Raw genomic sequence first — 20,903 nt, 5'->3', positions numbered from 1 at the left:
TGAGCGAGGCATGAACAGCGAACGGAGCGGTCGCGTGGCGCAACGGCGGCGGCGGAAAGTCCCAAACAATGTTGAGACGGCGCGGACACCACCGCCTGTGGGCGGTCGGCTTCGTCCGCTCTCCGCGGCCGAGACAGAGACCGTCATCGATGCGGCGTTTGCGATTGTTGGCGAAATCGGTTTCGCCGACTGTGCGCCACACCTGATCGAGCGCGCCTGCATGAACGGAGCCCGGCTGCGTTCCGATGGCCGCCTGACGTTTCCGCGTGCCATGGTCGAGGACGCCCTTCGCCGAACCGCCCGCACGGTGGCGTTGCCGGGCTTCACGGACGATACGGGGCTGGAGATTGGCGGCGGCCGAGTTCATATCGGAACCGGTGGGGCAGCGGTCGAGATCCTGGATGCCGACGCCATGATGTTCCGCGATGCCGGTCTTGCTGATCTCTACCGTCTGATGCGCATCGTCGGGGTCAGTGACAACATCCACTACGGCGTGCGGCCCGTTGTCGCACGGGACATGGCGACGCCTCTCGAGCTGGACCTCAACACGGCCTTTGCGTGCATGAAGGCGACCTCGAAACCGATCGGCGTGAGTTTTGACTCGGCGGAGCACGTGGTGCCGGTGACACAGCTCTTCGATATGGCTTTGGGAAGGGACGACGGATTTCGCGCCCGGCCGTTCTGCTTTGCCGTCACCGTTCACGTCGTGCCGCCGCTGCGTTTTGCGAGCGAAGGCCTCGCCATCATGGAAGCGGCCATCGCCGCCGGCATGCCGTTGCAGATTTGCACCGCCGCTCAGGCTGGTGCGACCAGTCCGGTAACGCTCGCCGGCGCCTTGGCGCAAGGTCTGGCTGAGTGTCTGGGGGGCCTCATGATTGTCGATCTGATCCGGCCCGGCTTCCCCTGCATCTTCGCCTTCATGCCGTTCATCTCCGATCTCAGAACCGGGGCGATGACCGGCGGCAGTGGCGAGGCGGCGGTGGCCAACGCGGCTGCCGCACAATTGATGCTGGATCTGGGTCTGCCGTCGACCGTCTCAGCAGGCATGACCGACGCCAAGCTGGCAGACGCCCAGTCCGGCTATGAGAAGGGGTACACCGTGGCGCTCGCCGCCCAGGCCGGTGCGGACATGATCAACCTCTCGGTCGGTATGCTCGGCTCGATCATGGCGGCGTCGCCCGAAGCGCTGGTGATCGACAACGACATGTGCGGTGCGATCCTGCGATCGGTCCGCGGCATCGAGATGCCTCACGACGCCATCGATCTAGACATGATCGAACGCGTGGTGACGGGTCCCGGCCACTATCTTGGCGAAGATCAGACTCTCGCGCTGATGAAGTCCGAATACACCTATCCCGATCTCGGCGACCGCCAGAGCATCGCCGATTGGACCGATGACGGGGCAAAGTCGATCTGGCAGCGCGCCAGGCAGCGTGTCGCCGAGATCGACAAGGCCGATCCGCCCAGCCATTTGCCCGCCGACCGTGAAGCACGGATCAGGGTGGCGTTCCCTATTCACCTGCCGGCGACGTAAAGTATGAAGTCCCACGCCCATGTGGTCGTCATCGGCGGCGGCGCCGTCGGAACGGCGATCCTCTACCATCTTGCGCTTGCCGGTGTTACCGACACGCTGCTTCTGGAAAAGGACGAGCTGACGGCCGGCTCGACCTGGCACGCGGCCGGCAACATCCCGACCTATGCCAACTCGTGGCTTGGCATGCGTGCGGGCAACTACGCATGGCGGCTTTACAAGGATCTGAGCGACACCGTCGACAGCCCGATCACCTATCGCCACACCGGCGCGTTCTGGCCTGCCCACACGCCGGAGCGCATGGCACTGTTCCATCACCTGGCCGGGGTGTCGCACAGCGCTGGCTTTGATCTCCGCGTCCTGTCGCCGGCGGAGATGGAGGCGATGCATCCCTATTGGCAGGCCGATGACACGGTCCTGGGCGGCATCTTCGATCCCTATGAAGGCGATATCGACCCCAGCCAGCTGACTCAGGCGCTCGCCAAGGGCGCGCGAGACTTGGGCGCGGAGGTCGCACGCTTCACGCCGGTGACCGGTCTTGGAGTACGACCGTGCGGCGAGTGGGATGTCGTGACCGAGAAGGGGACGGTCACCGCCGGCATCGTCATCAACGCGGCGGGTTTCTATGGCGCCCGGATCGCCGCCATGGCGGGCCAGCATCTGCCGGTCACGACACTGGAGCACCAGTATCTCGTCACCGATCCGCTGGCGACGCTTAAAGCCGACAAGGCCCTCTTTCCGCTCGTCCGCGATCCCGACATTCGATTTTATCTGCGGCGCGAGGGCAATGGTTTCCTGTTCGGGTCCTACTGCCATGCCGGCCGTTCGGCCTGGCCGGATGGACCGCCCGACGACTTTGCCCACCAACTCTTCCCCGACAGTGTCGACGACATCCTGGAGGTTTTTGAGGAAACCCTTGTCCACGTGCCGATCCTGGGCGAGGCGGGCGCGCAGCGGTTCGTAAACGGCCCAATCGCTTATGCGCCTGACGCCCTGCCACTTGTCGGGCCGGCGGCCGATCTCAGAAACATCTACCACGCGACCGGCGTTCAGATCGGCATCACGCATTCCGCCGCGATCGGCAAGGCGATGGCCGAGTGGATTACCGAGGGCGAGACGGAGTGGGATCTCGCCGCCTGGGATCCCCGCCGCTTCGACGGTTGGGCAAGCCATGACTATGCGTCGCGGCGCGCCTCAGAGCTCTATGAACTCCAGTACGCCATCCCCTATCCCCACCGAATCCTGCAGTCTGTGCGCCCGGTCCAGGCGACGCCGCTCTACGATACGTTGGTGAAGCGCGGCGCAGTGATGGGCCAGATCGCCGGTTGGGAGCGCGCTTTCTGGTTCGAACGCGACGGCGCGACGGACACCGGCGCGTTGAGCTTTGGCGACGAACCCTGGCATGACGCCGTCAGGGCGGAGTGTGAGACCGTTCGTGACGGCGTGGGTGTCATGGATCACGGCGGCTTCACCAAATACACGGTCGAGGGCCCCGGCGCCGAAGCCTATCTGTCGCGCGTCTTCTGCGGCGGCATGCCGAAGCCGGGTCGTGTCCGCTTGAGTTACATGCTGACGCCCAAGGGCCGCATCTGGTCGGAAGCGACGATCGCCCGGCTTGCCGACGACCGCTTCCTGTTGTGCGGGCCGACGCTGGCCGATCTCAGGGATTTCGACTGGCTATTGGCGCACCTGCCCGGCGATGGCAGCGTGACGCTGAGGCGCGGCGCCGACCATGACGCAGCACTGATGGTCATGGGACCAAAATCGCGTGATGTTCTGGCGACGCTGACAAACGCCGCTCTGAGTGCGGCGGCGGCACCCTGGATGAGTGTTGCGGAGATCGACCTGGCCGGTGTTCCGGTAACGGCGATGCGTGTTTCCTATGTTGGCGAGCTCGGTTGGGAACTGCACCTCGCCTCGTCCGAATTGAAGAGGATCTACGACGCCATCAAGGAGACCGGTGCAGCCCACGGCCTGTGCGACTTCGGTTCCTATGCGCTGAACGCCATGCGCATCGAGAAGGGCTATCACGGTTGGGGCACGGACTTTGGTGTCGAATACACCTTGTTCGATGCCGGGCTCGAACGCTTCGCCAATCTCAACAAAGACGACTTCATCGGGCGCGATGGGGTCGTCGCGCAATCGCTATCGATGCCGGACTGGACCTTCATCGGTCTGGAACTCCTGGATCCGGGCCCCGACGCACTCGCCAGCGACCCCATACTCAAGGACGGTGAATGGATCGGCTATGTGACCTCATGCAGCATGGGGTTCCGCACGGACAAGCATCTTGTGCTCGGTTATGTGCGATCAGACAGCTTGGCCATGGGCGAGCGTTGTGCGGTATCGATCTTCGGCGAGGAACGGGCGGCCGTTCGCCACGCACCCCACGTCTACGACCCCGACAACGATCGGCTCCGCGCCTAGGCTCGGCTCACTCTAGAAGCCGCCTTCCTTAGTCGCACACCAGTCGACCAGGTGCTGTGCCGTCGCGACGACCGGTCCGTCGTCCGGTTCATCGCCGCGCGCAAGCGCTTGCCACGAGATCAAGATGCCGTTGGCGCCGACCGGCATGGCGGCGATGCGGCCGCTCGCGACGTGGGGCTGCATGGCCCAGCCGGCGAGCACGCTTGTCCCCTGGCCGGCCGCGACCAGTTCGACGATGGCTTCCGGCAGTTCGACCGTGGCGCCCCAGCGCGGATAGTAGCCTTCGGCCCGGAACAGACGGGCGAATTCGCGATCGGGTTCCGGCACCTTTGTATAGGTGATGAACGTCTCGCCTTCGATGTCGGGGCCGCCGATGAACGCCTTGCCGGCAAGCCGGTGGTCCGGCGGTGTGATAAAGAGCAGGGGATCGTCGAACAGCGGCCAGCTCCGCGCATCGCGCATCGACGACTCGCCGGACATCACGACCAGATCCACCTGTCGGTTGGACAACGCCTGCATCGGATCGCGTCCGGCCGCGGCCATGACCTGAATGTCGATGCCGCTCGTCTTGTCGTGAAAGTAGCTCAAGAAACCCGGCAGCCAGTGATAGGAGCTGTAGGCCTCGACGGCTATGCGGACGATATGATCCATGCCGTTGTTCATGCGCCGGACATCGGCCTCGACACGCTCCATCTCAACCAGCCAGCGGTCGCTGGCGTCGGCGAGATACTCAGCCGCCGCTGTCATCCGGAGCCGTTTGTGCAGCCGCTCGAACAGACGTACGCCGAGCCGACGCTCCGCCTCCTTGATGCGGTGCGACAGGGCCGATGGCGTCAGGCCAAGTTCGTCGGCCGCATCGGTCACGCGGCCGGTCCGGCCGATTGCCCGGATCATCTGGAGGTGGCGCAGGTCGAGAAGTGGCTCGGGCATGGCGTTGACTGAAAATCATTCACCTAATTAGCCTAATCTTGTTATTGCGGGTCAGTCAAACATATCGAAAACTGCAGAATCGACCGTTGTTGGGAGTTAAAGTCCGTGGCCACATCACCATCTCTTGCCGTCAAAATCGCGAACCAGGACGCTGCCATGGCACATGGGAACAAGGGCGATGCCGAGCGGGACCTGATCGAGCGGGCCGCGCGGGTTCTGCCTGCCGGCGGGTTCGGCAACTTCGACCCGTCCATCGTCATTCGCGAAGGCCGCGGCGGCCGAGTCTGGGATGAGAGCGGCAACGAGTATGTCGACTTTCTGCTCGGTTCCGGTCCTATGCTTGTCGGCCACGGTCATCCCGAAGTGAACGATGCCGTCGAGCAACAGTTACGCCGCGGCGTCACCTTCTTCGCGTCCAACGCTGCTGGCATCGAGTTGGCCGAGGTGATCTGCGACGCCGTCGCGTGTGCCGAACAGCTGCGATATGTCAGCACCGGGTCGGAGGCCGATATGTACGCCATGCGGCTGGCCCGCGCCCATACCGGCCGCGACAAGATCCTGAAGTTCGAGGGCGGTTATCACGGCATGTCCGGTGAGGCACTGATGAGCCTGGCACCGCAGCGCCTGGAGAACTTTCCACAACCGGTACCCGATTCCGCCGGCATCCCCGAAACCGTGCGCGACGGCGTCATCGTTGCGCCGTTCAACGATGCCGATTTTGCCCGGCAGCTCATCGAGGAACACGCCGGCGAACTTGCCGGTATCATCGTCGAACCACTGCAGCGGCTCATCCCGCCAGCGCCCGGCTTTCTGGAAACACTGCGCGCGGAGGCGACAAAACACGGCATCGTCCTGGTCTTTGACGAAGTCGTCACCGGCTTTCGCCTCGCGTACGGCGGCGGTCAGGAACGTTATGGCGTCACGCCGGATATCTGCACCCTCGGCAAGGTCATCGGCGGTGGTTTTCCGCTAGCCGCGATTGCCGGGCGTGCCGATCTCATGGCGCACTTCGACAAGGCGAAGGTCGGCGCGGAAAGCTTCACCTTTCAGGTCGGCACGCTCAGCGGCAACCCGGTCGCCGCCGTTGCCGGTCTCAAGACACTGGAGATCCTGCGCCGCCCCGGCAGCTATCAGCAGATGCGTGAGACTGGCCAGACAATCATGACCGCACTGGGCGATCACCTGACCCGCGTCGGCGCGCCACACCGGATTGTCGGCGATCCCGTTCTCTTCGACGTTGTCTTTACCGAGCGCCCGGTCAAGGACTACCGCGATGTGCTCGGCGCTGACGCCACGTCCTTGCGGTCATTCAACAATGTGCTGCGCGAACGCGGCATCCTGAAGGGCGACAGCAAGTTCTATATCTCGCTGGCTCATGACGCCGACGATGTCACGCATACGGTAGAGGCGATCGGTGCAGCCGCGGACGGGCTCAAGGAGATGGCATGACGGCGTTCGAACCCTTGCGCGGCGTGATCGCGCCGAACCTGACCCCCTTTAACGACGACCTCAGCGTTGCGATGGATCTCTATGTCGCCCATGGCAAGGCCCTTTTGGACGGGCCCTGCGTCGCCCTGGCGCCGTTTGGGACGACAGGCGAGGCGCTGTCGGTCGCCTCCGACGAGCGCATCGCGGTGATCGAGTCGCTGATCGATGCCGGCGCCGACCCGAAGCGGCTGGTGCCGGGTACGGGCCTCACCAACCTGCCGGAGACCGTGCGGTTGTCGCAAGCCTGCCTGGACATGGGATGCGCGGCGGTCATGACGTTGCCGCCCTTCTATTTTAAAGGCGTCTCGGATAATGGCCTTTACACATACTTCGCGGAGCTGATTGCGCGTATCGACCGCGCGTCATGTCGTATCTTCCTCTATCACATCCCCCAGGTCGCCGGCGTTGGTATTCCGCCCGCCGTCGCTGCCCGCTTGCGCCGCGATTTCCCGAACGAGATTGTCGGTATCAAGGACAGCTCCGGCGACTGGGAGAACACAAAGGCGCTGCTCGATATCGACGGGCTGATCGTTTATCCCGGCTCAGAGTTGCCGCTGTTCGAAGCGATGGCGCGAGGCGCGCCGGGCTGTATATCGGCGACGGCCAATCTTAATGGCGCGGCCATCGCGGAGGTGATCAGCCTTATCGCGCATGGCGAAATGGAAACCGCCAAGGCGCCGTTCGAGCAGGTTCGGAACGTCCGCATGACGTTTCAACATTACGCGCCCATACCAGCACAGAAGCGGTTACTCGCTGTTGCGACGGGTGACCGGCGATGGGCCAATGTGCGACCACCTCTTGAGGCGATGGATGAAGCAGCCGGTCGATCCCTGGCACATGACCTGGGCCCGGCCTTCGTTGATCAGATTGCCTAACACGCACTGCACGGTTTACGGCCCGACGATCAGCACGGAAGACGATCCCTGATGGCCCAGTGAGTTCCCTGCTCCGCGCCATCCCCCTTCCATGAAGCGGGTTGCGGATCGTCCGGCGGCCGGAGTTTGATTCGAAGGATCACTCCAGAGAGACGAGCAAGACACTTTGCCCCTGGCTCCTGGCTGATCCCGGACTGTTGGTGTCGATCATCTGCCAGTCGTGCCGCTTATTGGAGTTGACATGGCATCGTTCGGCACCTTAGAGCCGGTTTGGCGACAAGACATGGGGAGATTTCTGAAAGTGGGTACACGACGTCGACAGATTGTCCGGTCAACCTGTATTGGCACCTTCGTTGTTGGCTTGACCTTGTCGTCTTCAAGCAGTGCTGACACCATCGTTGAAAGGCGGCTCGCCGCACTCGAGCCGTGCAGCGGATTGCGACAGGAAGCGTTCGGCGCTGCCTTAGCCATCGACGTGCTGGAGAGCGTCACCTTGTCGCGTGCGCAACTCGATATGACCGACGATCAGGTTACGCTTTCGTTCAAAGGTGGTCTTTCGTGCAAGACGTCCGATACCGCGCTGTTTCCCGGTAATGCCTCTGTTGCCGTCGATGCCACCGTGCGCATGAGTCTGTCAGATTGCTCGATTTCAACCTTCACCATCACGCCGACGACGTTCGGCGGTACCTATGCCTCTGTCGTTCAGGCCGCGTGGAACCCCCTTATTCAGCCGAAGATAGAGTCCGAGGCGCGGAGAATGCTGAACGAGGCTTGCGTCGATTTTGCAGGCAACCCTTGATGTCACTCAATCGAACGAACTGCGCTACGCGCCGTCTCGACCGACGATCCCGACGATCCGCATCAACGAGCGCATGTCACGTTCTGGAATTTTGCCAGTCTTTGAGCGCGGAAGTTGGTCGGTGAACCCAATTCGCTTGGGCGAGAATATTGGATCGACATACTTGCGGAACTGACGGCGTATGGCGGATTTTGCTTCGGCTTCGCTCGTGTTGGACGCTCGATCAAGGACGGCGATTACCGCGATGATATCGCCGTCATCGGATGGATAGCGCAGGACAACACCGTCCTGGATCTCTCTAGTTTCCGATAGAATGGCGTTGAGCGCCGCGAGATTTGTTCGTTTGCCGGCGACGTTCACCATATCGTCCGGTCGGCCGAGCAGTCGGAACTGGCCTTGGGATGTCTGTTCAATGGCATCCCCCAGCCGCACAGGTGCCCGAAGGTAAGGAGCGCTTGCCATGCATCCCTGTGGCTGGTCCTCCAGGACGAAACCGTCGAGAGGTCGCCATTCGTCCGAACGCACCGTACGGCGCTCTGCCAGGGACCCGGTTTCGGTCGTGCCGTAGATTTCCATAACCGGCAGGTCACCGCGCGCTTCCAACCGGCCGGCCTGGGCCGGTGATAGGGGCGCTGTCGCCGACACGACACCGCAGATCTCCGGCGTGGCAAGAATGGTCGGCTCGAGAAATCTCAGGTGCGACGGGCTTGTGATGAGAACCAGACGCTTGAAGCCGACCTTTCGCGCGATCTCCGCCGCACGTTCAAGGTCCGCTGGATAGAAGATCGTTCTGTCATAGATCGAATGACCGTAGGCCAGGCCTGTGAGAATGGTCGCCTCAAGCCCGTACATATGCTGGTGCGGCGTGGTGCCCAGTATCGCGCAAGAGCCGGGATCGCAGCCAAGGTCGCGCAAGATCTTTTCGGTCAGTCCGGCACCGCCCGCTAGAGCGGCCCAGTCCTTGAAGTGTCGCACGGGGTCCTTGGTCGAGCCTGACGTGAAGACATGAACCTCGGTGACGGAACCATCGAGTGCTGACGCCAGTGCGATGGGGTCGCCAACACAGCCGCTGCGCGGCACAGCCGCGATACGCTCGCAGTTGTCGAGATCCGGCGGTGCATCACCGAGCAGGAGTGGCCTCTCGGCACCCGCCTGTGCTGCAGCGACTGCCTGGCTCGCTGCGGCCGACGGCAGCACCGTCACCTGATCGTTGAGCATCGCGGCTGCAAAACCCACCATGAAATCGTAACGCCCGGCCAACATGTTGCACACGTGGGTGGCGCTGGCGATGTCCTGACGGAACAACTCGACATCGGCCGAAAAGCTGCCCCAGGTGTGAACGCGATCGTCAGAGAAGCAAAGAATGTCGGCTTGCGCGCGCATCGTCAGATTTCGAGGTCGGACCAGACGGTGGGGCGCGCCATGGTGCGCAGGGTGTCCCGCCAGGTCTCGGGTCGGCCATACCGGCGGTTGGCATACTCGTGCGACAGGATGAACCAGGCGACTTGGGTTGCGATCAGCGCAGCGGCAGCGATGCCGGCCAGGTCACGATCCGCCGGTAGTGCCATGGCGACCAGAGCGCAAAGTGCGGTCAGGAGGCTAAGACCAGCCCAAAGGCGGCATTGCCCGATCATGAATCGTCGAAACGCCGGGGAACCATGTGGCTCGATACCCATCAGTGTCACGATCTGCAACAGAACGGGTTCGCGTCCCGGCATCAGACTGCGCATGAAGATGTAGGCGACCACGCCATTGATGAACACGATCGCGAGATAAGGCGTCATGGCGAGACCTGAAACCCAAGTTTGCGCAGCAAGAGCACAGCATGCCAGCAGCGCGGCGGTGACAATGGCTCGTATCTTTCCGATGCCGATTCTGATCAAGAAAGCCGCAAGCGTGCCACCGCACGCGATCGCAAACAAGAGGTCGAACTGCGGGCTGGATATGATGTTGGAGACCTCCAGCGTGATCGCCACGACCAAGATTGCCAGGGATGTTGTTCCCAGAAGGGCCATCATCCCGGTCACCGCACGCGGTTCTCCTGGATATGGCGCGTCAGCGAGTTAAGCGACGCAAAGATTTCCGCATTTCGCTCATCGTCAGAGCGCAACTTGAAGCCGTACTTTTCGGCAATGGCATAGGCCAGTTCCAGTGCGTCGATGGAATCGAGTCCCAGTCCGTCGCCGAACAGGGGTTCGGCGGGTTTGATCTGATCCCACGTGACATCGACCAGTACGAGAGATTCGACGATCAGCGCGGCCACCTCGTCACGAAGCTCACCATCTACGTCCGATTGGATGTTGTTGGCCACGCCGGTACCCTCCTAAGACTTCCACGTTCTTTTCGTTGCATGAGCCATCGAATTGCCTTGAAGAGTTGGATTCGAGAGGTAAGGCGCAGGTCCTGCCGAAAGTCTCCCGCAAGCAGGGAGATGATGGCTCGTTCAACGCCCAGCACGTTGCGGGGATTCAAAAGTAGCTCGCGAAATGCAGGGTCGTCAAAACTGTAGATAAACCAAGATATGTAACGAGCTCTGCGTTGCACGGACCGTTCGTAAGCGGCAAACAGTTGATTGCGTCGTTTCGGTTCACGGCGAGCCGTCAGAATGGCATGGGCGGCTTCTTCAGCAGCCAGAAAGGCCAGATGGACGCCGGTCGAAAAGATGGGGTCAATGAACCCATAGGCATCGCCGACGCGGACAAAGCCCGGCCCGACGACACGTGAGGCGCTGTAGGAGAAGTTGCCAGTTGTGCGCATCTGACCGATTGGCTCGGCGTCCGACAACAAGCGCGCGACCTCTGGGTTGCCGGCAACATGCTGGTGAAAGAACGACTCGATGGATCCCTTTCGTCCGGCAATCCTCTCACCAGACGTCACCATGCCGACCGATGTGACGCCATCGGTCAGCGGGATCTGCCACATCCAGCCGGGGTTGGTCAGGTGGATCCGTATGTTGCCGGCGCGACGACCGCCAAGGCGCGGGACGCCTGAAAAGTGACCGAATATCGCCGCGACATTGTGACGGCGGTCGACGTGGCGGTCGTTCCACATCCTGGCCGTGATGGTAGAGCGCCCTGATGCATCGACCAGAAGCCCGGCATCGTATCGCGCTTTGCCGCCATCATCCGTTTCGGTCGCGATCGTGACGGCGGTGTCGTCGCAGACTTTCACGGTCGCGGTGGTTCCCTCATAGCAGCGAACGCCGAGGTCGCGGGCGCGGTCAAACAGGATTTTGTCGAAGTCGGCTCGGCGCACCTGATAGGCGTGATCGGGGCCGTCCGTCAGCGCGTTATCGAACCAGAAAACCGGATTGGTCGCGCCGTCCTGGCTGACGAATTCGGCGCCGGGTTTGAGCTGGCCGATCTCGCGAACCTGGTCGATGACGCCGAATCTCTCGAGGATGGGCAGAGAGTGTGGCAACAGCGACTCACCGACATGGAACCGCGGATGCCGCTCCCTCTCGGCCATGACCACGTCAAGGCCGCCTTCGGCAAGCAAGATGGCAACCGCGGCGCCAGCCGGACCTCCGCCGACAACGAAGACATCACAATTGTCGACCGGTGTCGCCGTCACGTCCGCTTCATCTGTGGCGGGGGTCACGATGTGCCGCCATCAATGGCGATCAGCTGCCCTGAAATGTAGCTGGCCTGCTCGGAGGCCAGAAAGCCGACCAATGCCGCGACTTCGGCGGGTTTGCCGGCACGCTTGGCCGGGCAGTGCTTGATCAACTCATCGAAGTTGCTGAGCGCTTCGGTATCGGCGGTTTCGATCAGTCCGGGCGCCACGACATTGGCTGTCAGGCCACGCGCGCCATATTCGCGGGTCAAGGATTTGACGAGCGCCAGCATGCCGCCCTTGGCGGCGGCGTAATTGGTCTGGCCGCGGTTGCCGATCACCGCGGTAAGCGACGACACGGCGATGATGCGGCCCCAGCGTTGGCGCATCATAGGAAGGATGATTGGCCTGAGTGCCGTGAACAAGGTGTTCAGGTTCAAATCGACAATCTCATGCCAGTCCTCATGCGACATGGCGGCAAACGGCATGTCACGAGACCGACCCACGCAGTGGACGAAGATCTGGATCGCCGCGTCGTCTGCCATGGCGGACAGCACGTTGGCCGAACTCGGGTCGAGAAGATCGAGTGTCAGCGCCTCCGCGCTGCCGCCGCCCTGAACGATGCGTTCGACGGTCTCGTTCGCAGCGGCCGTGTTGTGATTGGCATGGACGATGACATGAACGTCGGAACCGGCTAGTTCTTCGGCTACGGCGGTGCCGATGGGGCTTGATCCACCTGTTACCAAGGCCCGCATCATCTCTTGATCGCCCGCATCTTCAACATGGCCTCTCCACGCACATAATCGCCGCGTTCGTCGCGGACCGCGAAACGATAGCGTGCAACACCCTCGTCGAAAAAGAGCTGTTCGGCGTGGGCGACGAAACAACCGATAGCCGCATCGCCATCCGGGCGATCGACCGTCACATCCTGGAGCGTGACAAGCAGACCAGTATGATGTCCGCCGACGCCGTGCAACGAGGCGTGCGCTGCCGCAGCCTGAGCGCCGAGTTCAACAAGCGTGACCCCCATCAGCTTTCCGTCAAGGCGCAGAGGGTAGTCGGGGTCGCGGTGGTCGCGTGCCCGACACGTTATGGCCGTCGCATCGGCGTCATCAATCCGCTCAAGCAGGCGCATCGTGCCTTTCTGGGGCATCATGTCGAGGGCATGCTGGACGTTCATGGTGCAGACACACGAAGGCGAAGTGCGCCGCCACCATGGAGTCGGACAATGACCTCCCCCGCCGTCTCGTCGACGATCCGCTCAATCAAGGGCAGAACGTCGGCAATTGGATTGCCGGTGGCGGCCAGCGCCAAAGAAACTTCGCTTTGCGGTGCGGTCGCCGGCGCACTGGAGAGGTTCATGTCGATAACCGCCATCGTTGTCGGGCCGGGAACCGGCGACAGCGCGAAAGCGGTGCCCAGCGGTACGCCAAGAGGTCGCTTCGCGTTTATCGGTTCGGGCATCGGTACATCAAAGAACACCAGACCAACAGGGCGGTCTTCTCTGATGATCTGCATGCCCGCCTTAAGGAAGCCCGCGCCCACGGTTTCGTCGTGGGCGGCGATGCTGGTCATCGGCTGCTTAATGCCCGCGGCGATGCTCCACTGACCGGAGGCGGCATTATGAACGGCGTTCTGGAACCGGATCGGCTGGATCATCATGTCGGGCCTGCGCAACGCCTCGAGCATGACCTGCAATGTCTCGCCTTCGCCGACCGAGGACGCAAAGACCCAGGCAGCCTCGTGACTCAATGATGGTGCGAGCTTTTCAGCCATCGCGACGGCCAGACGAATTTGGGGACTGACGCGCCGCGCGGCCCGCGGCGATAGACTGTCCGGCATAACCTCTCCGGTATCGGGCAACGTGTTGCCGGCAGCGTCCAGTGCGCGGCACAACGCTTCCCAGCTCTCAATGCCGGGCGTCCAGAACGACACACCGTCCAAATAGACCCGGATCGCCGTCATGCGCTCAGGACAAGCACGCAGTTGCTGCCGCCAAATCCGAAAGCATTGGTGATGACGTTCGTGAGGTCGCCATGGCGGCTCTGCGGCACGATGTCGCACGCTATCGTCGGATCAAGGTCCTCCAGCCCGACATTACCCGGCACAAGGCCGGCCTCCTGGGCGATGAGACACATGACAGCCTCGACCGCGCCGGCGGCGCCCAGGGTATGGCCGACCGCTCCCTTGAACGACGATGCAGGGGTCGAGGTGCCAAACACGTTGGCAACCGCCCGGCACTCCGCTGTGTCGTTTGTTGGCGTCGCCGTGCCATGCAGATTGATAAAGCCGACCTGATCCGGTGTCAGTCGGGCCCTTTCAAGCGCCGCCTCGATCGCGGCATGGGCACCTGACCCATCCTCCGGCGGTGTCGACATGCTGACCCCGTCGGAACTCTCGCCGTACCCGCTCAGGCGCACGCCCGGTGATGTCGACCGCTCGACAAGCATCAAGGCCGCACCTTCACCGATCGATAGGCCGTCCCGGTTGGCGTCGCACGGGCGACAAGGTTGGCGGGATACCAACTGCATGGCTTCGAAACCGTTCAGCGTGGTCAGGCAGAGGCTGTCGACGCCGCCGGTCAGCACCGCGTCGCACAGGCCGGCCTCGATCAGTTGAACGGCATCGACCAACGCCTTGGCAGAGGAGGAACAGGCCGTTGAGATCGAGTAGCTCGGTCCGGTCAGGGCGAAGTGTTCTTGTAGGAACGCGGCGACCGCCTGATGGTTGTCGTGGTGGCGCATCACGTAACTTTCAGGCAGAGGCGCGTTGGCCTCGCGGTCGCGGTACACCGTTTCCAGCTTTTCAATGCCCGACGTTGAGGTGCCGATGATGACGCCCAAACGGGCCACACCCCAATGCGCGATCGCCTTCTCGATCCGATCTTTGAAACCATCCGCGTTGAGCGCGGCCAAAGCCAGCCGATTGGCGCGGTTGTCGAAATCCGCGACATCCTTTGGAAAGTCCAGACCTTCGATATCAGGCACGCGGCCGATGAAGCAGCCGAAGGGCAGGTCTGGTACGTCACTGGGCGCGAGACCTGAGCGTCCCTCGATCATCGCATCAAGGTGGACGGCGCGCCCGTGACCAAGGCAGGTCACCAGCGAGTGGCCCGTGATCTTGATCGGTGCAGCGCTTTCCCGAAGAGAAGCTCCTGTCATGTAGTCCGTTCTCGGAACCGGTGTGTCTTTGACGAATGTAGCACCAGCGTGACCAAGACGCCCAAGAATACCGTCAAGCCGATATCGTGAAGCAACTTCACCGGCGAGAAAGCCATGATCGAGAACGCGATCATGGTCGACACCGCGCAGAGGCCGACCGAACGGAAATCGGCGACGCGCTGGTCGGAGTCCGATTTGCGGTCAAGGAAGAGGCCGTAGTCGATCCCGATGCCGAAGACGAGCGTCAGCGCCACGATCTCGAAAATGCCCAGCGGACCGCCGATGCCCGCCATCAACAGGGCCGTCAGGCCGACGGCGGCACCGGTCGTGCGCGCGATCACGACGGCCCGCCGTTTCTCTCGATGGCCGATCAGCAGGACGGCGAACGCGACAATCGAACCGATGCCCAGCCATAGCAAAACCTTATGGCGCAGTGCGACCATGGCATCGTCAATCGGGCCAGCCAGATCCAGCATATGTACCCCGGGGATCTCGCTCTCGGCAACAGCGCCAGCCACGGCTTCGGCATCAATCAAACCATACAGCCGCACGATTTCGCGCAAGCCGGTCGCCGTCGTGTCAAGGCGCGCGGCTAGAGGGCGGGTTTCGGGAAAGGCTTCTAATTCTGCGTAAGTGATGACAGGCGCATGAAGCGCATCGCTGTAAGCCACGCCCTGTTCTGCCGCGAATTCCGGCTCCATGCCGTTGGCGCTTAGTGCCTGCGCTGCACGCTCCTCGAAGACCACAACGTCGGGCAAACGATCAGCCAGTGTCGGCAATGTTGCCGTCGCAGGTAGAAACGCCGAGGTCATGGCGTAGCGATCGAGCGCACCGTCGCTGACCGCGGAGATCAGGACACCCGCCAGTTCAGTCTGCCGCGCGAGTAGTTCGCTCAGGGTCGAGGCTTCCATCATCACGGCATGACGGCCAGAGGGCAGGTCAACCATGGTTTCAAATCGGTCGATCGTTTCGGCCACGATGTCAGGAGGGTCAAAGAGCGTCGACGACGTGTTGGTCGAGTAGCCGGCAATAACCGCGATGCCGGCGATCAGAAACCCGATCTCGATCCAGGGGCGGAAGGGCATCGGCCACGCCAGCCGCTCAAACGGCGGCGCATGGAGAACATGATCCGGATCTGACGGGATCGTGCGGCTGAAGACGGCTGCAACGGGAAGGCCGGTGGCCACGAATACACCGGTCTGCATCAAGGCCGGTACTCCGGATCCCAGCATGGCGAGGAAGCCGACCGCCGTTGTCACCGCGCCCAGCAAGACCAGTCGCTGCGCGTTGGATCGGGATGACCCGGGATGCCCCAGAACGTGCAGCGCGTAGTCGAGTGCCAGCCCGGTCAGCACACCGCCAAAACCGAGCGCAATGACATGAACCGAGCCGAACAAGACCTGGGTCGCCAGGCAGCCGGCCAGAAAACCACATGCCATCGGCAGAATGGCCAGGACAAGCGCACGCGCGGAGCGCAGGACCCATATCAGCCAGGCCAGCAGCAGGCCGATGGCTATGAGGGCGGCGCGCGTCGATTCACGCGACGTTTCAGCACTGATCTCCGCAGCGATGACGCGTGGGCCAAGCAGATAGACCGCTGTGTCGGCAATGGCAGCGCGTTCACGAACAGCCTGGGTCAGGGCTGCGATCTCACCGGTTTCGAAGTCACGGTCGGCGAGTGTGACGAACAACAAAGCCGCTTCACCATCGCGCGATTGCCAGACGCCATCATATTGGGCGAGTTCCGGTACGCCGTCGGCGAAGCGGTTGAGGAGGCGTGCGAAGCTGCCTGTCGGGTCGCGCAGCAGCCGGTCGCCGAACATCATCCCCTCGGCGCTGGTCAGGCTTTGCCGCGCCTCGGCAAGATGTTCGGAGAGCCCAGCGACGGATAGATCGGCGGGTTCGGGCAGAGCAAGGCGAAAGCGACGGTTCCAGACCCATTCCAGAAAGGCATCTGAAAAACTGCCGGGGCCGGCATTCACCATCGCGACCTTGGGATCACGTTCGAGCATGGCAGCGATGTCGCGCGCCAGGTCGGTTCGTTCTGCCTGATCGGCGGACACCAGCGCCACAATCAGCTCGCGGCCGACGGACGTATCGAGAGGGTTCAGGTCCAACGTGTCCGGCGCAAAGACGGCATCGGCATCCGTCCTGACGTCAACGGTGGTGATGGCCAAGACCATGAGGATTCCAAGCGCGGCGACCGCGGTCCAAACCCGTTTCATGCCGGTTCTTCAAACACATAGCGCCGACGGGTATCGTCGGGCAGGTGGACTTCGACGGCCTGCAGCACATCATCGCAACCGCTCAGAATCATCGTGATGGCGGCATCCGTCGTACCGTCGGTTCTAAGCGTCAGGATCCAACCGGTAGCACTGTTGTCCATGTCGGCGGCGTGACCGTCCAACAGCGAGACAAGAACTTCATGGTTGCCGGAAACCAACGCCCGCAGCAGTGCAAAAAACGGCGCCAACTGGGACGGAATGGAGACGGTGGTGGTGAAGCCGCTTGCTTCGCGCCGGCGGTGAATGTGATCTGCTCCGATGGTCACGGTTTCAGCCTGCGGCTCCGTTTGGTGGCGTATCAATGCGCCGTCGTCGGAATATTCGAACCAACCGTGTGCGACCACTGGTGTTGTTATGGCCGGATGATAGATCTCTTCACGATAGCTGACCGTGCTATCGAATGCGGCGGGGCGTGCCGTGAGCGCGGCTTCGATGTCTGTGACCGGCGGTGCGGCGCAGTGGAATTCACTCGCTCCAGATATCGAAGAAGTTGAACCAGTTATAAGGATAGCGGCGGCACATATCGTCCAACTTCGCCGTGTAGCTCTCAGCCAGAGCGGCAATCCTGTCGTCGCGCTCGGCCCGATCGACTGGACTGCCGTCGTAGAGCATCGAAAACTCGATCGCATAGTGGTCCTTTCCCAGCCGCGGCGCCGTGCAGAAGAACAGCGGAACGCGTGCGGCCATCGCGGCAATGTAAGGCGAGGTCGGCACTTTTATGGTGTCGCCGAGAAATGGTACCTGGATCTGACCGCGGATCGAAGTATCGACGAGGCGGTCACCCAGAAACGCGACGAAGTCTCCGTTATTCAGCGCCTCGAACACTTGAAGCATCGCCGTTTGGCCGTCTTGCAGCGGGATGATCCGTTCGGCGACGGATGGGTTGAGCTGGTTCAGCAACCCGGTCGAGATTGTCGCGTGTTCCGGGTACATCAGATAGTGGACCTGCAGTCCCGGCAACATCCGGTCAAACGCGCGCAACGCCTCGAAGCTGCCGAAATGCGCGCCAACAAGAACCCCGCCACACCCACTGGCATGCTGCCGCCTGATCAGGTCTTGGCCACGTACCTGGAGATTGAACCGATCCAGTCCACCGGACAGCAGCTTGACACGGTCGACGAAGACGTGGGCGAACATGTTCGTGTGGCGATGAAGGTCCCATAAGCCGGGCCGTCGGCCGAGAATGCGTTCGAGATAGATGGCCGATGCACGTGTTGTCAGGCGTTGTGATTGCGACGCATAGACCAGCGCGATCGACCACAGCAACGGCTCCATGACGACCGCATGTGCGTGCAGGGCCAGCCACCGCATGAGCCACAGTTGCCGCGGTGAGCCTGTCTCCCGGGACTTCGACCATTGCGATACGCCACTAGTTGTCATGGGCGCATAGGTCGACACTGGCCTGCGCGATCACCGTCTCGCCGGCGCACCAGACGATCTCGGTGACAGATGCTCCGGTCTTGATTTGCACGGTAAATGAGCAGCCGGGCGCCAGGGTTTGAAGAAACTTCAGGCGCCTTACCCTGGCCAGATCGTAACCGTGTTCGCTTAGCAGTCCGGCAGCGTAACCCAGCAGGACCGCTCCCGGTACGACGGGTTCTCCCGGGAAATGGCCATCGACGCAGGCGGCGTCCAGGGGAACGCCGCCTGCTACTTGTCGACGCCAGGTCGCAATGGCGTCGTCAGCCAAGCTCTGCCGGGTCCGCTTTTTGAAGCTCGGTCTGAATGTCGACCTTCAGCAGATCGACCCAGGAATTGTAGTTCGGGTGGATCTCCTGTTTTGCCGCATCGTACTTCAGATTGTTCGAATCCTTGTACGTGATCGAAAACGTTTCGGTGTTGAAGAATACGTCGACGACCGCCGTGTGTTTGCCGCGCACGACATTGGTGCCAACGAGATGACCAGGAGCGACACGCTGGAACACCCAATTGCGCGTGCTGCCGGCACGAATGATCGCCTGTTCGTACTGATCCAATGTGAGTGGTGTTGTCGTTGAGTAGCCGGCGGTGCCGTATGACGCGTCGTTGATATTCTGAATGGGCACGGTCCCGCGGCAACCTGCCAGGGTGACGACGACGAGGAGGGCTAAGGGAAGAGCAATTTTCAGTTTTGACATGTCTCGACTTTCTCCTGGTTTTGCGTACGCGAATCCATCGTTAGTCCAAGTGCTACAAAAAGTCCGCGTGGCTGCAGGCGGCGGCTGAAAAGGAACCGGGTCACCATCCCGGCGATCTTCAGGAGGTCGCCGACCGGACGAAAGTGACTTGGCCTGTGCACATAGCCGTCGTATCGCGCTGCAATAGAGAGCGTGGCAAAGGCGATATCCGCCTCCGCGGCATGCAGCAACACGGCGGTTTCGAAGAGGAAACCGCTGACGTCCCGTGGCGGAACGTCGACGGCGCGCCACGCCTGGCGCGGATAAAGCCGCATGCCGCACTGGGCGTCCCGGAGCTTTCGTGCGCAAGCCCAACCGACAAAGAAGCTTCCCAGGCCGTTACCCAGGACGCGCGTGGCCGGCATGTTCCTGAAATCATCAGACCGGTCGCCGAGGACAATCGCGTCCGGAAAGGCTCTGGCGCGCGCCAGAAACGCCGGAATGTCCATGGGGTCGTGCTGGCCATCTGCGTCGAGCGTGACGACCTGATCCGCCCCCTTGGCGAAAGCAGCGTCCAGACCCTCCACCAGACACCGGCCTTTGCCTTCGTTCCGGTCGTGGCGAATGATGTGCGTGTCGAGATCCGACAGCGCGTCGGAGGTGCCGTCGCCTGATCCATCATCGATCACAATCACGGCGTCGACCAGGCGACGCGTCGCGACGACGATGTCGCGAATCGTCGGGGCCTCGTTATGGGCCGGTATCACCGCGACCGTGTGCACCATGGCTCATCCAAAAAGAGTGACAGAGTGTGCGCTGCATTGAGGTGAAATGTCGTCGACGTGGTTATCGCGTTTGCCACGCCTTTTCCGGGCGGCCTGTTCATGATTTCAGCGCTCTGCCACGTATTCTGAGAAGCAACCCAGCAGGACCTTGTGGTCGGCCGTCCGAAAACCGCTCTCACGCAGGATTTCGACGATCTCCTCGCGATCGACCATCTGATCCATCGTGTCCCAGTAGTACTTCATAAGACGGTAGGCTTCGCGGTCACGACTGATGATCAGCGTGAACAGCGGCAGCAAATGCTTGAAGTAGGCCTTAAACAAAACCCGACCGATCCTGCTGTCCGGTGTCGTGACGTCCATGATGAGAACCTTGCCGCCGTCTTTCAGAACACGGCGGAACTCACGGAACGTCTCTTCGAGGTCATCGACGTGACGCAGTGCGAAACCCATGGACAGGAAGTCGAACGCCTCATCGGGGACGGGCAGCGATTCTGCGGTTGACTGATGATGGGTGGCTGGCACGGTCTTTCGCGATTCGGCAATCATGCCCGCCGACGGTTCGACGCAGACAATCTGATCTGGGCTGTTCAGGATCTTCATGAACGCGCGCGCCACCGATCCGGTTCCCGAGGCGACGTCAATCACCCTCATATCCGGTCTCACGCCGGCGCGTCGAAGTGCGCCAAGCCGGTAGATTTCGCCCGAGCAGAACCAGCCCCAACGCGCCACCCCCTCATAGTGGGACGCCGTCCTGTCGAAGATCTTGCGCAGGAACTGCTGCTTTTCCGCCGGACTTGCGTAGTAGCTGCCGACGACAAAGGGCTTTCTTCTGGTGGTCATTTCAAAGCCAGGGGTTATGCGTGTATATTCATGCACTGTTGCAAGCAAAAAGAAACTGTTTGCTGAGGTTTGGTGGCCTGTCGGCTCCACCTTTCGGTGGATGACCGGCAACAGACGCCTTGTTTGCAAGC

Annotated in this window: 21 protein-coding genes; 5 read left to right on the top strand and 16 right to left on the bottom strand. The window is 62.0% G+C overall.

What is annotated here, in order from left to right:
- Positions 1-10 precede the first annotated feature (10 nt).
- Both AAF563_03285 and AAF563_03280 read left to right on the top strand, forming a co-directional pair.
- A complete protein-coding gene (locus tag AAF563_03285) occupies positions 11-1,534 on the top strand; it encodes a trimethylamine methyltransferase family protein (GenBank protein MEM7120274.1) in 1,524 nt (507 codons plus the stop codon).
- Positions 1,535-1,537: 3 nt separating this feature from the next.
- Positions 1,538-3,958 carry an FAD-dependent oxidoreductase gene (locus AAF563_03280; GenBank protein MEM7120273.1) on the top strand — a complete coding sequence of 807 codons (2,421 nt, stop codon included), beginning with the start codon at positions 1,538-1,540 and terminating at the stop codon, positions 3,956-3,958.
- A gap of 12 nt (positions 3,959-3,970) precedes the next feature.
- On the opposite strand, the gene AAF563_03275 is transcribed toward AAF563_03280, so the two are convergent.
- On the bottom strand, positions 3,971-4,888 hold the full coding sequence (locus tag AAF563_03275; protein ID MEM7120272.1) for a LysR family transcriptional regulator: 918 nt from the start codon (positions 4,886-4,888) through the stop codon (positions 3,971-3,973).
- A 156-nt stretch (positions 4,889-5,044) separates the two neighbouring features.
- Here AAF563_03275 and AAF563_03270 point away from each other — a divergent pair, with 156 nt between their 5' ends.
- The 3 genes from AAF563_03270 (at position 5,045) to AAF563_03260 (ending at position 8,050) form a co-directional block, all read left to right on the top strand.
- The gene (locus tag AAF563_03270) at positions 5,045-6,337 is read left to right on the top strand and encodes an aminotransferase class III-fold pyridoxal phosphate-dependent enzyme (protein ID MEM7120271.1); all 1,293 of its coding nucleotides are present in this window, start codon (positions 5,045-5,047) and stop codon (positions 6,335-6,337) included.
- Positions 6,334-7,251 (top strand): dihydrodipicolinate synthase family protein, encoded by a 918-nt coding sequence (locus tag AAF563_03265; protein ID MEM7120270.1) that lies wholly within the window; start codon positions 6,334-6,336, stop codon positions 7,249-7,251. The genes AAF563_03270 and AAF563_03265 overlap by 4 nt, the downstream gene beginning before the upstream one ends.
- A gap of 241 nt (positions 7,252-7,492) precedes the next feature.
- Positions 7,493-8,050, top strand: coding sequence for a hypothetical protein (locus AAF563_03260; protein MEM7120269.1), 558 nt, complete (start codon positions 7,493-7,495; stop codon positions 8,048-8,050).
- Between the two features lie 24 nt (positions 8,051-8,074).
- On the opposite strand, the gene AAF563_03255 is transcribed toward AAF563_03260, so the two are convergent.
- From AAF563_03255 to AAF563_03185, 15 genes are all read right to left on the bottom strand, one after another.
- Complete coding sequence (locus AAF563_03255; GenBank protein ID MEM7120268.1) at positions 8,075-9,433, bottom strand: hypothetical protein; 1,359 nt, start codon at positions 9,431-9,433, stop codon at positions 8,075-8,077.
- A 2-nt stretch (positions 9,434-9,435) separates the two neighbouring features.
- Positions 9,436-10,068, bottom strand: a complete 633-nt coding sequence (locus AAF563_03250; protein ID MEM7120267.1) for a hypothetical protein — start codon at positions 10,066-10,068, stop codon at positions 9,436-9,438.
- A 5-nt stretch (positions 10,069-10,073) separates the two neighbouring features.
- On the bottom strand, positions 10,074-10,361 hold the full coding sequence (locus AAF563_03245) for a phosphopantetheine-binding protein (GenBank protein ID MEM7120266.1): 288 nt from the start codon (positions 10,359-10,361) through the stop codon (positions 10,074-10,076).
- Complete coding sequence (locus AAF563_03240) at positions 10,334-11,650, bottom strand: tryptophan 7-halogenase (protein MEM7120265.1); 1,317 nt, start codon at positions 11,648-11,650, stop codon at positions 10,334-10,336. Before AAF563_03240 ends, AAF563_03245 begins: the two co-directional genes overlap by 28 nt.
- On the bottom strand, positions 11,647-12,363 hold the full coding sequence (locus AAF563_03235) for an SDR family NAD(P)-dependent oxidoreductase (protein MEM7120264.1): 717 nt from the start codon (positions 12,361-12,363) through the stop codon (positions 11,647-11,649). The genes AAF563_03240 and AAF563_03235 overlap by 4 nt, the downstream gene beginning before the upstream one ends.
- The gene (locus tag AAF563_03230; protein ID MEM7120263.1) at positions 12,360-12,785 is read right to left on the bottom strand and encodes a phosphotransferase; all 426 of its coding nucleotides are present in this window, start codon (positions 12,783-12,785) and stop codon (positions 12,360-12,362) included. Before AAF563_03230 ends, AAF563_03235 begins: the two co-directional genes overlap by 4 nt.
- Positions 12,782-13,570, bottom strand: a complete 789-nt coding sequence (locus tag AAF563_03225) for a beta-ketoacyl synthase chain length factor (GenBank protein ID MEM7120262.1) — start codon at positions 13,568-13,570, stop codon at positions 12,782-12,784. The genes AAF563_03230 and AAF563_03225 overlap by 4 nt, the downstream gene beginning before the upstream one ends.
- The gene (locus AAF563_03220; protein MEM7120261.1) at positions 13,567-14,766 is read right to left on the bottom strand and encodes a beta-ketoacyl-ACP synthase; all 1,200 of its coding nucleotides are present in this window, start codon (positions 14,764-14,766) and stop codon (positions 13,567-13,569) included. The genes AAF563_03225 and AAF563_03220 overlap by 4 nt, the downstream gene beginning before the upstream one ends.
- A complete protein-coding gene (locus AAF563_03215) occupies positions 14,763-16,991 on the bottom strand; it encodes an MMPL family transporter (protein MEM7120260.1) in 2,229 nt (742 codons plus the stop codon). Before AAF563_03215 ends, AAF563_03220 begins: the two co-directional genes overlap by 4 nt.
- Positions 16,988-17,395, bottom strand: a complete 408-nt coding sequence (locus AAF563_03210) for a hypothetical protein (protein MEM7120259.1) — start codon at positions 17,393-17,395, stop codon at positions 16,988-16,990. Before AAF563_03210 ends, AAF563_03215 begins: the two co-directional genes overlap by 4 nt.
- Before the next feature lie 121 nt (positions 17,396-17,516).
- Positions 17,517-18,362, bottom strand: coding sequence for a hypothetical protein (locus AAF563_03205; GenBank protein MEM7120258.1), 846 nt, complete (start codon positions 18,360-18,362; stop codon positions 17,517-17,519).
- Between the two features lie 58 nt (positions 18,363-18,420).
- Positions 18,421-18,741, bottom strand: a complete 321-nt coding sequence (locus AAF563_03200) for a hypothetical protein (protein ID MEM7120257.1) — start codon at positions 18,739-18,741, stop codon at positions 18,421-18,423.
- The gene (locus AAF563_03195; GenBank protein MEM7120256.1) at positions 18,734-19,168 is read right to left on the bottom strand and encodes a hypothetical protein; all 435 of its coding nucleotides are present in this window, start codon (positions 19,166-19,168) and stop codon (positions 18,734-18,736) included. The genes AAF563_03200 and AAF563_03195 overlap by 8 nt, the downstream gene beginning before the upstream one ends.
- Positions 19,156-19,932 carry a glycosyltransferase family 2 protein gene (locus AAF563_03190; protein ID MEM7120255.1) on the bottom strand — a complete coding sequence of 259 codons (777 nt, stop codon included), beginning with the start codon at positions 19,930-19,932 and terminating at the stop codon, positions 19,156-19,158. Before AAF563_03190 ends, AAF563_03195 begins: the two co-directional genes overlap by 13 nt.
- 105 nt (positions 19,933-20,037) lie before the next feature.
- Positions 20,038-20,883 carry a class I SAM-dependent methyltransferase gene (locus tag AAF563_03185; GenBank protein ID MEM7120254.1) on the bottom strand — a complete coding sequence of 282 codons (846 nt, stop codon included), beginning with the start codon at positions 20,881-20,883 and terminating at the stop codon, positions 20,038-20,040.
- Positions 20,884-20,903 lie beyond the last annotated feature (20 nt).

Source organism: Pseudomonadota bacterium, assembly GCA_039028155.1.
Lineage (GTDB): Bacteria > Pseudomonadota > Alphaproteobacteria > SP197 > SP197 > JANQGO01.
The sequence above is the reverse complement of the archived record's forward strand: the minus strand, read 5'-3'. Positions and strand labels throughout refer to the sequence as shown.